Annotated in this window: 18 protein-coding genes; 9 read left to right on the top strand and 9 right to left on the bottom strand. The window is 70.6% G+C overall.

Features of this window, described 5'->3' with window-relative positions; all coding sequences use genetic code 11:
* Positions 1 to 154: 154 nt before the first annotated feature.
* Both ACFPOE_RS15200 and ACFPOE_RS15195 read left to right on the top strand, forming a co-directional pair.
* On the top strand, positions 155 to 301 hold the full coding sequence (locus tag ACFPOE_RS15200; protein WP_376850971.1) for a hypothetical protein: 147 nt from the start codon (positions 155 to 157) through the stop codon (positions 299 to 301).
* A gap of 88 nt (positions 302 to 389) precedes the next feature.
* Entirely contained in the window at positions 390 to 767 is a 378-nt protein-coding gene (locus ACFPOE_RS15195) for an HPF/RaiA family ribosome-associated protein (protein WP_376850970.1), read from the top strand.
* Here ACFPOE_RS15195 and ACFPOE_RS15190 read toward each other — a convergent pair.
* Entirely contained in the window at positions 764 to 1,438 is a 675-nt protein-coding gene (locus tag ACFPOE_RS15190; RefSeq protein WP_376850969.1) for an alpha/beta hydrolase, read from the bottom strand. The two genes, ACFPOE_RS15195 and ACFPOE_RS15190, sit on opposite strands and share 4 nt — an antisense overlap.
* Positions 1,439 to 1,499: 61 nt before the next feature.
* Complete coding sequence (locus ACFPOE_RS15185; protein WP_376850968.1) at positions 1,500 to 1,688, bottom strand: hypothetical protein; 189 nt, start codon at positions 1,686 to 1,688, stop codon at positions 1,500 to 1,502.
* Positions 1,689 to 1,949: 261 nt separating this feature from the next.
* Here ACFPOE_RS15185 and ACFPOE_RS15180 point away from each other — a divergent pair, with 261 nt between their 5' ends.
* From ACFPOE_RS15180 to ACFPOE_RS15165, 4 genes are all read left to right on the top strand, one after another.
* Positions 1,950 to 2,309 carry a PA2779 family protein gene (locus ACFPOE_RS15180; RefSeq protein ID WP_376850967.1) on the top strand — a complete coding sequence of 120 codons (360 nt, stop codon included), beginning with the start codon at positions 1,950 to 1,952 and terminating at the stop codon, positions 2,307 to 2,309.
* 118 nt (positions 2,310 to 2,427) lie between these two features.
* Positions 2,428 to 3,333: a PA2778 family cysteine peptidase gene (locus ACFPOE_RS15175; protein ID WP_376850966.1), complete on the top strand. Its 906-nt coding sequence runs from the start codon at positions 2,428 to 2,430 to the stop codon at positions 3,331 to 3,333.
* 28 nt (positions 3,334 to 3,361) lie between these two features.
* A complete protein-coding gene (locus ACFPOE_RS15170) occupies positions 3,362 to 4,237 on the top strand; it encodes an NUDIX hydrolase (RefSeq protein WP_376850965.1) in 876 nt (291 codons plus the stop codon).
* Between the two features lie 296 nt (positions 4,238 to 4,533).
* A complete protein-coding gene (locus ACFPOE_RS15165) occupies positions 4,534 to 4,977 on the top strand; it encodes a DUF4864 domain-containing protein (RefSeq protein ID WP_376850964.1) in 444 nt (147 codons plus the stop codon).
* Positions 4,978 to 5,038: 61 nt separating this feature from the next.
* Here the strand turns inward: ACFPOE_RS15165 and ACFPOE_RS15160 are convergent, their stop codons facing one another.
* The 7 genes from ACFPOE_RS15160 to ACFPOE_RS15130 form a co-directional block, all read right to left on the bottom strand.
* Positions 5,039 to 5,404, bottom strand: coding sequence for a proteophosphoglycan ppg4 (locus ACFPOE_RS15160; RefSeq protein WP_376850963.1), 366 nt, complete (start codon positions 5,402 to 5,404; stop codon positions 5,039 to 5,041).
* Between the two features lie 127 nt (positions 5,405 to 5,531).
* Complete coding sequence (locus tag ACFPOE_RS15155; protein WP_376850962.1) at positions 5,532 to 6,368, bottom strand: hypothetical protein; 837 nt, start codon at positions 6,366 to 6,368, stop codon at positions 5,532 to 5,534.
* A gap of 4 nt (positions 6,369 to 6,372) precedes the next feature.
* Positions 6,373 to 6,570: a hypothetical protein gene (locus ACFPOE_RS15150; RefSeq protein ID WP_376850961.1), complete on the bottom strand. Its 198-nt coding sequence runs from the start codon at positions 6,568 to 6,570 to the stop codon at positions 6,373 to 6,375.
* 97 nt (positions 6,571 to 6,667) lie between these two features.
* Positions 6,668 to 6,946 (bottom strand): hypothetical protein, encoded by a 279-nt coding sequence (locus ACFPOE_RS15145; protein WP_376850960.1) that lies wholly within the window; start codon positions 6,944 to 6,946, stop codon positions 6,668 to 6,670.
* Positions 6,947 to 6,996: 50 nt separating this feature from the next.
* Positions 6,997 to 8,133: a methyltransferase gene (locus tag ACFPOE_RS15140; protein ID WP_376851906.1), complete on the bottom strand. Its 1,137-nt coding sequence runs from the start codon at positions 8,131 to 8,133 to the stop codon at positions 6,997 to 6,999.
* 11 nt (positions 8,134 to 8,144) lie between these two features.
* A complete protein-coding gene (locus ACFPOE_RS15135; RefSeq protein WP_376850959.1) occupies positions 8,145 to 9,056 on the bottom strand; it encodes a DUF808 domain-containing protein in 912 nt (303 codons plus the stop codon).
* A 6-nt stretch (positions 9,057 to 9,062) separates the two neighbouring features.
* Positions 9,063 to 9,581 (bottom strand): GNAT family N-acetyltransferase, encoded by a 519-nt coding sequence (locus ACFPOE_RS15130; RefSeq protein ID WP_376850958.1) that lies wholly within the window; start codon positions 9,579 to 9,581, stop codon positions 9,063 to 9,065.
* A 43-nt stretch (positions 9,582 to 9,624) separates the two neighbouring features.
* On the opposite strand from ACFPOE_RS15130, the gene ACFPOE_RS15125 reads away from it, so the two are divergent.
* The 3 genes from ACFPOE_RS15125 to ACFPOE_RS15115 are packed head-to-tail and all read left to right on the top strand — an operon-like array spanning position 9,625 to position 11,973.
* A complete protein-coding gene (locus ACFPOE_RS15125) occupies positions 9,625 to 9,942 on the top strand; it encodes a 2Fe-2S iron-sulfur cluster-binding protein (RefSeq protein WP_376850957.1) in 318 nt (105 codons plus the stop codon).
* A 34-nt stretch (positions 9,943 to 9,976) separates the two neighbouring features.
* A complete protein-coding gene (locus ACFPOE_RS15120) occupies positions 9,977 to 10,702 on the top strand; it encodes a c-type cytochrome (protein ID WP_376850956.1) in 726 nt (241 codons plus the stop codon).
* Positions 10,699 to 11,973, top strand: coding sequence for a c-type cytochrome (locus tag ACFPOE_RS15115; protein ID WP_376850955.1), 1,275 nt, complete (start codon positions 10,699 to 10,701; stop codon positions 11,971 to 11,973). The genes ACFPOE_RS15120 and ACFPOE_RS15115 overlap by 4 nt, the downstream gene beginning before the upstream one ends.
* Positions 11,974 to 11,989: the final 16 nt, after the last annotated feature.

Here is an 11,989-nt window from a genome sequence, read left to right as displayed (position 1 = left end):
GGGCGGAAGTTAACACCTTTGCGTATTTCCTGCTGGCCCACGGCTTCGCGCCGGGAAGCCAGTGGCGGCGGTGGCAGAATCGCCCCCATGGCCGCGGCAGCGCGCGCAGCGGCGGCGGCCAGGCATTCCCATCAACGAACGACCGGAGACGACCATGGCAAAAGGCGATCAACGCAGCAACAAGATGGACAAGAAACCGAAGAAGGACAACGCCCCTCCCCGGCAGCTCGCCTCGGACCGCCCGATGCCGCCGACCACCACCGTGCTGCCGCGCGGCAAGGAAAAGAAGAAGGCCCCCTGAGGCCGGCGGCTGAATTGCCGCAAACGTCCTACGCCGGCCCGGCGGGCGGGGCTCCAGACTGGGCCATCTCCCAACGAAAGGACCCTCCATGCAAATCCAGGTCAATACAGGCAGCGGCGTCGACAACACCGAATCGCTGCAGCGCTGGGCCAGCGAGCACCTGAGCGAGACGCTCGCCCGCTTCCAGCAGGACATCACCCGGATCGAGGTCCAGCTCAGCGACGAGAACAGCGGCAAGAGCGCCAACGCCGACAAGCGCTGCATGATGGAAGCGCGGCTGGCCGGCCACCAGCCGATCGCCGTCAACCACCATGCCGAGACGCAGGACGAAGCCTTCCGCGGCGCGGCACGCAAGCTGCTCCACGCGCTCGACCACAGCCTGGGCAAGCTGCGCGACCACCACCGCGACCGCGACAGCATCCGCAAGGACGAACCGACCGGGGTCGTGCCCGGCGCCGCCGGCTAGCGGCCCGACGCGAGGGCGCCGAGCAGCCAGCGGTTGAGATCGGCGATCTCCTCCATGCAGACCGAGTGCGCCATCGGGTACTCGTGCCATTCCACCGAATAGCCAAGCGCCTGCAAGGCGTCGCGCGAGGCGATCGCGCGGTCCAGCGGCACCACCGGGTCCATCCGCCCGTGCGCCAGGAAGATCGGCGTCGCCGTGTTGGCGGCATGGCGCTCGGCCGCCGTGGTGGCGGCCAGCGGCAGGTAACCCGACAGTCCGACGATGCCGCCGAGCCGTTCGCGGTGTCGCAGGCCGGTGAGCAGCGCCATCGCGCAACCCTGCGAAAAACCGGCCAGCACGATCCGCCCGGCCTCGATGCCGCGGGCCTTCTCGCGCTCGATCAGCGCTTCCACCTGCGCCAGGGAACTGCGAAGGCCCTTTTCGTCCTCGCGCTGCATCAGGTCGGCACCCAGGATGTCGTACCAGGCGCGCATTTCATAGCCGCCGTTGATGGTGACCGGGATCACCGGCGCATGCGGGAAGACGAAGCGCACGTCGCCGGCCGCGCAGAGGTCCAGTTCCCTGGCCACGGGGACGAAATCGTTGCCGTCGGCGCCCAGGCCGTGCAGCACGATCACGCTGGCACGCGGCTGCGGCCCGGTTTGTTTGTCGATGGATTCCAGCAGGGACATGCACGCGCTTTCGGGAGTCGATGGATGCGGGTATTTTGCCGTCCCCGCCCGCGCCGTCCGCTCAGTTGGGGCCGTCGGGCTTGTTGGCGCGGTAGACCGGGGGGTGGAAGCCCAATTCCGCGGCGATGGCCTCGCCATTGGCGGTGGAGCCGCGCGCCGGCCGCAACGGGTCGTTGGCCGAGACCGGGTCGGGCGCGGCGCAGGCCGTGACCAGCACGGCGAGGCCGGCTGCGGCGAACATCTTGAACATCGGTTTCTCCTGGAAGTGCGGCCATTTGGCGCGCGCCCGGCGCAACACGGTGTAGGAAGCCGCCGGGGCTGCCCGTCAGTGCGTCACCGCGACCGCTGCCGCCGCTTTTTTGTACCGGTTTGTCAGGCCGCGTTGCGCGGCCGCCAAGGCCGGTACACAAGGCGCATCGGGCGGCGTATATTGACCTCGCGCCACCTCCGGTTTTTTTGGCGGCAGCGCTGATCTGCTTTACATCCAACTTGCAAACCTAGGAGCCTGAAGATGATCTCGTTGAAGAAAAACACTTGCCGCGTCCTCATCGTCGCCATGATGGCGCTGTCGTTCCAGACGGCGCGAGCCGGCATGATCGGGACGGAGCAGGCCGCGGCTGTCGGTGGCGCAGCCACCCAGCGCAGCCTGGTGATGAGCGTCCTGGACCGGGCCGAGACGGCCGCGCAGCTCCAGGCCCAGGGCATCGATCCCGCCATGGCCCGCGAACGGGTCGCCTCCATGACCGACCAGGAAGTGCTCAAGCTGGCAGGCGACATGCACACCGCACCGGCGGGGGGTCTCGATGCGGGCGGCTGGCTGGCCGTGGTGGTGGTTGCCGGACTGATCTGGTACTTTGCTTTCCGCAGATAAGCCAGGGGCGGGCAGCGCGCCCGCCCGTCCATGCTCCAGGGCCCGCCTGATCGCGGGCCTTGTCTGTTGCGCGGCCGCCGTTGCTCTGTCGGGATGCGCCCAGTTCGGCAATTACTTCGTGCCGCAGACGATGACGCTGCGCAGCGCCTGGCCGGCCGGGGTGCCGCGGCAGACGCAGGTCGCAGCGGTGCCCTTCTTTCCGCAGCTGGAAAACCAGTGCGGCCCGGCGGCGATGGCCACGGTGCTGGTGCACACCGGCGTGGCGGTCACGCCCGAGCCGCTGGAGCGGCAGATCTACCTGCCGGCGCGCCAGGGCAGCCTGCAGGTGGAGATGCTGGCGGCACCGCGCCGCTGGGGCCGGGTCGGCTACCTGCTGGCGCCGCGCTACGCCGACGTGCTGCGCGAGGTCGCGGCCGGCAATCCGGTGATCCTGCTGCAGGACGTGGGCGAGTTCTTCACCCAATGGCATTACTCCGTGCTCACCGGCTACGACTACGAGCGCGGCGACCTGTACCTGCATTCGGGCAGCGAGCCGCGGCTGGTGATGCCGTTCACCGCCTTCGAGCGCAGCTGGATGAAAAGCGGCTACTGGGCGATGGTGGTGACGGCGCCGGACCGCATTCCCGCCACCGCCACCGAACCGGGCTGGATCAATGCGCTGGTCGGCCTGGAGCGGGCCGGCAACCCACAGGCCAGCATCGCCGGCTACCAGGCGGCGCTGGTGCGCTGGCCGGACAACCTGCCGGCCGCGATCGGCCTGGCCAACCTGCACCACCAAGGCGGCGCGCTGGCGGAAGCGGCCCAGGTGCTGCGCCAGACGCTGCAGCGGCACCCGCAGTCGACGGTGGCGATGAACAACCTGGCGCAGACCCTGTCCGACCAGGGCCGCAATGCCGAGGCGCTGCGCGAGGTGGACGAAGCGCTCAAGCTGCGCGGACCGTTCGAGAGCGAAGTGCTCGCCACCAGGCAGCTGATCCTGAGCCGCATGGCCGGGCACACCTCCGGCAACCGCCAGGCGCAGTGAGCTGCGGCGGCTCTGCTAGCCTAGCCGGATGGAACTCAATCACGAACCGGTCAGCGGGCCGGTCCGCGCCGCCGCCACCGTCGTCATGCTGCGCGACGCGCCCGGTGGGCTCGAAGTCTTCCTGATCAAGCGCCATGGGCTGTCGGACGTGCTGGGCGGCGCCTATGTGTTTCCCGGCGGCAAGGTGGACCGGCAGGACGCGCTGCTCGACATGGCTGCGCACCTGGACCAGCCGCCGCAGCGCCTGCACGCCGTGCTCGGCGAACCGGAGCTGGACCCGGTCGCCGCAGCCGGCATCTACGTGGCGGCGCTGCGCGAAGCGTTCGAGGAGACCGGCCTGCTGTACGCCGACGGCGCGCATGCCGCCTTGGCGACGCAGGCAACGGCGCTGCTGCGCGAAGGCCGCGCCTTCGACGAGATGCTGGCGCTGATGCAACTGCGGCTGAACGCGAGCGCACTGACGCCGTGGACGCGCTGGATCACGCCGCGGGTGCCGTCGGTGATGAACAAGCGCTTCGACACCCGCTTCTTCGTGGCCGCGGTGCCGGCCGGCCAGCAGGCCACGCACGACAACCACGAGGCGACCGACAGCGTGTGGCTGCAACCGCGGGCGGCACTGGAGCAGTACCGGGACCGCGCGATCGAGCTGGCGCCGCCGCAGATCATGAGTCTGGCGCACCTCAGCCACCACCGCAGCGTCGCCAGCGTGCTGGAGCAGGCGCGCAGCCGGCTGCCGCCTGTGATCCAGCCCGAACCGTTCGAGCTCGATGGCGTGCGCGTCATCAGCTATCCCGGCGACGAGCGCCATCCGGTGGCCACGCGCGCCATGCCGGGCCCGACGCGGCTGCATTACCGCGACCGGCGCTTCGAGCCGGCCGCCGGCTTCGAGGCGCTGTTCGACTGAGCAAGAGCTGACGGAGCCGGACTACAGCCGGTCGGGCGGGCGGCTTGCGAGAAGGCCTTGCGGCTCCCAACACACTGCGGTTGCCAGCCGGGCCACGCGCTACAAAGACAGGTATCGGACCTCCGCGGTTCGCGAATCGTCAGAACATTGTCCAGCGTGCCCGGCTGTCCTCGTCGCCGGCAGTTTCTCCGCCCGGCGCCCGATTGCGGCGTCCCACGCGCCGCCGCGCCTTCTGCCTACAGGCAACCCGACGCCCTCGCCTATTCTGGATTGAAGGTCAACGTTGGGAGACTTCCATGCGCCCGGCTTTGTTTCGTCTTGCGTTGCTGCTGATGCTGGCGTTCGGGGCTGCGACTGCCTCGATGCATGCGAGCGCGACGCCGCTGGCGCCCACCGACGCCGAGGCGGTGCGACAGGTGGTGATGGCGCAGCTCAACGCCTTCGCCGACGACGACGCCGACAGCGCCTTCGAGACCGCGACTCCGTCGGTGCGCGAGGCGATCGGCAATCCGCTGCGCTTCCTGGCGATGGTGCGCGGCGCCTATCCGATGGTCTACCGGCCGGCCTCCTTCGCCTTCCTCAAGCCGGAAGAAGACGACGGCACCGTGCTGCAGATGGTGCAGATCACCGACGGCGACGACAAGTCGTGGATCGCGCTGTTCGCGCTGGAGCGCCAGCCGGATGCGAGCTGGCGCATCAGCGGCTGCGCGGTGGCGGAGAATCCCTGGCGCCCGGCCTGAAGGCCGCGCACAACGAAAAGCGGGCCCGAGGGCCCGCTTGTAGTGTGACAGCGTGTTCTTGTCAGTTGCGGTCGGCACGCGCAGCGCGCTTCATGTGACGCGCGCGGTGGGTCTTGGTGACCGGGGTCATCGACGTGTCGGCCGAGGTGCTGGACGAGCCCATCGACGTGCCCGACGGGGTGTTGCCGGTGCTGGCGGTGCCCATGTTGCTGGAGCTGCTGTTGCTGGTCGCGCCGGTTGCGGTCGATCCGCCAGCCGGGGTGCCGGTGGTGCCCATGGGCGTGTTCTGGGTGCTTTGCTGGCCGGCGCCGACCGGGGCGCTCTTGACGGCCGGATTGGGCGGGTTGCCCTGGGCCATCGCGGTGCCGATGAGGGCGACGGCCGCGGCGCCTGCGAGCAGGGTCTTGAGGTGACGGGATGCATTCATGGGAACTGACTCCTGATTGGCTTTGATGGTTGGAGCTGGATGATCCCAGCTGCATCAACCATAAGAGCCTGGGCGGCGCGCAACGTCAGTTGCCGGCGCGCCCCGCTGTAAGACGGAACCTGCGCTTTCAGCGCAGCGCGAGATGGGTGTCAGGCGTCACGTCGTACGCGCCAAACATCTCGGCGGGGCTGCGCGTTTCCGGCAGCACGTAGATCACGGCGCCGTACTTGCGCACGGTGGGGCTGAGCACCTGCTCGTAGAACTTCGGCGGCAGGTTGATGCAGCCGAAGGAGATGCGGTTGTCCGCCGGCGTCGGCGACGCCAGCCGCTCCAGCCGGCGTTCGGCCTTGACGACCGGCCGCACGCGGTGCATCGACACGGCCAGGTCGTAACTGACCCACACCACGTCCTCGCCGCTGGCATTGACGCCCGGTTCGGCGATGAAACGGCCGGCCGGCGTGGTCTTCTCCTCCTGCCGGACCTGCGACAGCGGCTTCTCGCCGATGCCGGGAACGCTGTCGTCGCCGATCGCCGCCCCCAGCAGCGCCGGCGTGTTGGCGACCAGCTTGCCCTGCGGATCGAACACCCACACCCGCGCATCCTTCTTGTCGACGACGACCAGCGCCATCTGCTTGTGGTCGCCGGTGTAGACGCTCCAGTTGGCAATCTGCCGCACCGCGTCGGTGGGATGCTCGTTGCCGAACGAGGCCAGCCGCAACGGCGGTTGCGCGGCCTCGGCCGGCGCCGCGGGTGCGGGCGGCACAGCCTGCGGCTGCACCTGCACCTGGCTGGCCTGCGCGGGAAAGGTGGTCGGGACCGGGCGCTTCCAGTAGTGCAGCGCCGGCAGTCCGATCGCCAGCGCGGCGCCGCCCACCAGCAAGCCCATGCGCAGCGCGGACCAGAAGTCCTCGCGGTCGCGATTGCGCTGGCTGTCGTCGGGGGCGGGTCGCTTGGCTGGCGTCATGGCATCAGGAGACGGAAACGGCGCCCGGCCCGGCATCGCCCGCTTCCAGGCCCCACATCGCGATCTGCAGCGCCGGATCGGCGCACTCGCAGCCCAGCGCGATGTCGTCCATCGCGCCGGACCAGCCGGAGTCGGCCGCAGCCATGGCCATGCCCGAGGGCGTGGACGCCGAAGCCTGTGACGGCTGGGAAAGACTGGTCATGGCACCCTCCGGGCAGTTCGAGTTGCGATGGACCATTGTCCGAAGGACGAGCAAGCCTGCTTATCCGCCAAGGGCGCGAGCTCCGGTAGGAGGCAACCTACGATGCGGCGGCCGGCCGCGCCTGTTGCTTGACCTTGGCCTTGGCCTTGAACACCCCGCGCAGGTTCAGCGCCGCCAGCGCCAGCTGCAGCGCGATCAGGGCCATCGCGCCGTCGTGCACCCCCCAGACGATCCACAGCGCATTGCTCGCCAGGAACACCCAGAAACCGGCGCTGCGCCGGCGCTCGCGGTCCGAGCCGACCAGCCAGGCGGCCAGCACCGTGGCCAGCATGGCCGGCCACTGCATCCAGTCCAGCCATTGCGCGGAAAAGTCCATCCGGCGAAGTTACCAGCGGCCCGCCGGGCCGGGCGTAGGACGCGGGCCTTTCAGCCGCGGGCGCCGAGCCGCCACAAGGCCGTCACCTCGCGCGAGCGCGCGGCGTGCAGCGGATCGTCCGGATCGCTGGCCTTGGGATGGTGCGGCCGCGCCTCGCTGCGCCCCAGCACCTGCAAGCCGGCGGCCTCGATCCATTCGAGCAGCTCGCCGCGGCTGCGCAGCCCCAGGTGCTCGGCCAGGTCCGACAGCACCAGCCAGCCCTCGCCGCCGGGTCCCAGGTGCGCCGCCAGGCCGGCCAGGAAGCCCCGCAGCATGCGGCTGCCCTCGTCGTACACCGCGCGTTCGATCGGCGAACTCGCGCGGCCCGGCACCCACGGCGGATTGCACACCACCAGCGGCGCCCGGCCCGGCGGAAACAGGTCGGCCTCCACCACCTCCACGCGCTGGGCCAGGCCCAGGCGCGCCATGTTGTCGCGGGCACAGGCCAGTGCGCGCGGGTCCTGGTCGGTGGCCACCACGCGCTGCACCCCGCGCCGCGCCAGCAGCGCGGCCAGCACGCCGGTGCCGGTGCCGATGTCGAACGCCAGCGTGGTGGCCGGCAGCGGCGCCTGCGCGACCAGGTCGATGTACTCGCCGCGCACCGGGGAGAACACCCCGTAATGGGCATGGATGCGGTTGTTCGGCGCCGGCCCGAGCGCGGCGATCTCCACGCCCTTCTTGCGCCACTCGTGGGCGCCGACCAGCCCGAGCAGTTCGCGCAGCGAGGCCACCGACGGCATGCCGTCCGGCGGGCCCCAGGCTTCGGCGCAGGCCAGCCGCAGGTCGGGCGCGCGCCGCAGCGCAATGGCGTAGTCGCCTGCCAGTTCGATCAGCAGCATCGAGAGGATGCGGGCTCGTTGCCCCTGCGCCATGCGGTGCCGGTGGAAGGCCTCGCCCGGTTCGGCGGGCCCAGCCGGGGCACCCTTGCGCGGCTTGCGGTCGGCGCGCCGCGCCAGCGCCTGCAGCAGCTGCCGCGCGTTCTGGAAATCGCCGCGCCACAGCAGGCCGGTGCCCTCGCTGGCCAGCCGGTAAGCCGCGTCGGCGGTCATCGTGTCGTCGGCCGGCTGGATCCGCCGCGGCGGCGCGCTGCCGGCTTCCGAGCGCCAGCGCGCGCTGCGGGGCTGCTCCTGCTCCACCCACTCGAGCATGGCTTGCTGGGTCACGCTGCCGCGGCCTTGCCGCGCCCGAACAGGCGCTGCGCCAGCGTGACGACGCCCAGCACCACGGCGCCGGCCACCATGCCGACCAGCACGCTGAGCGCGAGCTTGACCACGCCATGGGCCGGCCCTGGCGCGATGCCCTCGATCGCGTGGCCCAGGGGCGTGAAGCCATGCGCCAGGATGCCGCCGCCGACCAGGAACATCGCGGCGGTGCCGGCGACCGACAGGGACTTCATCAACCACGGCGCGGCGCGCAGGATGGCCGCGCCCACCGCACGGGCGGCGCCGGCCTTGCGCGTGAGGTACAGGCCCAGGTCGTCGAGCTTGACGATGCCCGCGACGATGCCGTAGACGCCCACCGTCATCACCACTGCGATCAGCGACAGCACCGTGAGCCGCGTGACGATGTCGCTGTCGGCCACGGTGCCGAGCGTGATCGCGATGATCTCTGCCGACAGGATGAAATCGGTGCGCACCGCGCCCTTGATCTTGTCCTTCTCCAGCGCGCACAGGTCCACCGCGGGATCGGCCAGCGCCTCGGTCAGGAGCTTGTGCTGCGCATCGTCTTCGTGCTTGCTGTGCAGCAGCCGGTGGGCCAGCTTCTCGAAGCCCTCGAAGCACAGGAAGGCGCCGCCGGCCATCAGCAGCGGTGTGACGGCCCACGGTGCCAGCGCGCTGAGCGCCACCGCCACCGGCACCAGGATCGCCTTGTTGACGAAGGAGCCGCGGGCCACCGCCCAGACCACCGGCAGTTCCCGGTCGGCGCTGACGCCGCTGACCTGCTGCGCATTGAGCGCCAGGTCGTCGCCCAGCACGCCGGCCGTCTTCTGCGCCGCCACCTTGGTCAGCACGCCGACGTCGTCCAGCAGCGTGGCGATGTCGTCGATCAGCGCGAGCAGGCTGGAGGCCATCGGACCTCAGTCGAGCTTGCGCTTGAGCCGGATTTCCTCCAGCTTCACGCCGCCGATCACCGCCGTCTTGGCCGTGTTGTTCTCGCGCTTGAAGCCGGCCAGTTCGCAAAAGCGGATGGCGCGCGTGTTCAGCAGCGGGATCCAGAGCGTCACCTCGGTGCAGCCCTCCTCGATCAGGCCTTCGCGGGTCGCGTCCCACAGCGCCAGGCCGGCGCCCTTGTTCCAGTGCGAAGGCAGCACGTACAGCGCCCAGATCTCGCCGGTGGTGGGCTTGGACTTGGGATCGCGCGAGCGGTCGAAGCCGGCGAAGCCGACCAGCGCGCCCTCTTCGTCGATCGCGACGTGGACCTGCGGCTCGCTGTATTCGATGGCGTCGCGCCAGAACGCGCGGCGCTTTTCCATCGGCAGGGTTTCGTGCTGGTCCGGAACCAGGCCTTCATAGGCGGCGCGGGAGGAAGCGGCGTGGACCGCGGCGATGGCATCGGCGTCGCTGTCGACGGCAGGGCGGACCTTGTAGCTGGGCATGGAATCTCGAAATCGGTGATGTGGGCGCTGATTATGATGGGCCATGACCGACCCGGGGCCGATGACGCCGACCACGCCGACCTTCCGGGCCCGGATCCAGCCGGGCGGCGCGGCCTTCGACGCACCGGCGCAGCAGCCGCTCTTGCTGTCGGCTGCCGCCGCCGGCCTGGATCTGCCCAACTCCTGCCGCAACGGCAGCTGCCGCACCTGCATCTGCTTGCTGGCCGAGGGCCGCGTCTCCTACCGCATCGCGTGGCCGGGCCTGCTGGCGGAAGAAAAGGCGCAAGGTTTCATCCTGCCGTGCGTGGCCTATCCGCAATCGGACGTGCTGCTGCAATTCGATTCGCTGCCCTCGCGCTAGCGCCCGGGGACCGCACGCGGACACTCGCGGTGGCATGATTCCACTGATCGTGAAACGCATTCTCTTCGCCGTGCTGCTGGCCGCCGGCACCAGTCTCGCCGCCGCGGCCCCCGTGTTCGAGGACAGCATGGCCCAGCGCACCCTGGCCTGCAGCGCCTGCCACGGCAAGGAAGGCCGGGCCGGCCCGGACGGCTACTACCCGCGGATTGCCGGCAAGCCGGCCGGCTACCTGTACAACCAGTTGCTGAACTTCCGCGACGGCCGCCGCCACTACGGGCTGATGACGCGGCTGGTCGATCCGCTGTCGCAGGCCTACCTGCTGGAGATCGCGCAGTATTTCGCCGCGCTCGACCTGCCCTACGTGCAGCCGCATGCGACGGCGGCGAGTCCGGCGCTGTTGCAGCAGGGACAGTCGCTGACGCTCCAGGGCGATCCGCAGCGCGGCATCCCGGCCTGCGCGCTGTGCCACGGGCCGGCGCTGACCGGCGTGCAGCCCAACACGCCGGGCCTGATCGGCCTGCCGCGCGACTACATCGCCAGCCAGCTCGGTGCCTGGCGCACCGGCCAGCGCCGCGCCCATGCGCCGGACTGCATGGCCGACGTCGCCAGGCGGCTGGCGCCCGACGAGATCACCGCGGTGGCAACCTGGCTGTCGCAGCAGGTTCCGGGCGCGAACAGCCATCCCGCCGCCTCGCTGCCGAAGCCGCCCGAGATCGCCTGCGGCAGCGCCAGCCTGCCGGCCGGGAGGCAGGCGCCATGAAACGGCTGCTGCTCGGCCTGTTGGTGGGCGTGGCAGTGCTGCTGGCACTGGTCTGGTACCTGAACGTGCGCGGCGAGGACAAGATCGACGATTCGCCGCCGGCCGCGGCGCCGGTCGCCCAGCAGGTCACGCGCGGCGCCTACCTCGCCAGCCTGGGCAACTGCGCCGGCTGCCACACGGCGCGCGGCGGCGTGCCGTACGCCGGCGGGCGCGGCATCGAAACGCCGTTCGGCATCCTCTATTCGTCCAACCTCACACCGGACCCGGCCACCGGCCTGGGCAACTGGTCGGCCGGCCAGTTCTGGCGCGCGCTGCACAACGGCCGCTCGCGCGACGGCCGGCTGCTGTACCCGGCCTTTCCCTATCCCAACTACACGATGGTGACGCGCGCCGATTCGGACGCGCTGTTCGACTACCTGCGCAGCCAGCCGCCGGCGAAACAGCAGAACAAGGCGCACGCGCTGGACTGGCCGTTCAACACCCAGGCGGCGCTGGCGGTGTGGCGGGCGCTGTACTTCCGGCCGGCGCTCTACGTCCAGGATTCGGCCCGCTCGGCGGACTGGAACCGCGGCGCCTACCTGGTGGACGGGCTGGGCCACTGCTCCGCCTGCCACACGCAGCGCAATGCCCTGGGGGCCAGCAGCGACATGCTGGACCTGTCGGGCGGCCTGATTCCGATGCAGAACTGGTATGCGCCATCGCTCACCTCGGCGGCCGAGGCCGGCGTGGCCGACTGGCCGCTGGAGCACGTGGTGCGGGTGATGCAGACCGGCATCTCGCCCCGGGGCTTCGTGCTCGGGCCGATGGCCGAGGTGGTGTTCAACAGCACCCAGCACTGGAACGCCGACGACCTGCGCGCCATGGCGGTGTTCATGAAGGGGCTGGTGCCGACGGCGACGGCGCCGCCGCCAGCGGCGGTCGCCGTGGACGCCGGCAAGGCGCAGCGCGGCGCCAAGCTCTACGAACACCATTGCGCGCAGTGCCACGGCGACCAGGGACAGGGCGTGGCCGGCGCCTATCCGCCGCTGGCCGGCAACCGGGCGGTGCAGCTGAAGGAAACCTCCAACCTGGTGCAGGTGGTGATGTACGGCGGCTTCCCGCCGGCCACCGCCGGCAACCCGCGGCCGTACGGCATGCCGCCTTACGTGCTGCTGCTCAGCGACGCCGACGTCGCCGCCGTGCTGACCCACCTGCGCACCTCGTGGGGGAACCGCGCGGCCGCGGTGAGCGAAGTCGAGGTGCTCAAAAAGCGCTCCGGCGGCGCGCAGTAGCCGGGCGTGCGATGGA

The sequence above is a fragment of the Caenimonas terrae genome (genome assembly GCF_042655405.1).
GTDB classification, from domain to species: domain Bacteria; phylum Pseudomonadota; class Gammaproteobacteria; order Burkholderiales; family Burkholderiaceae_C; genus Ramlibacter; species Ramlibacter terrae_A.
Note: the sequence above shows the minus strand (reverse complement) of the source record. Positions and strands in the feature narration are given on the sequence as shown.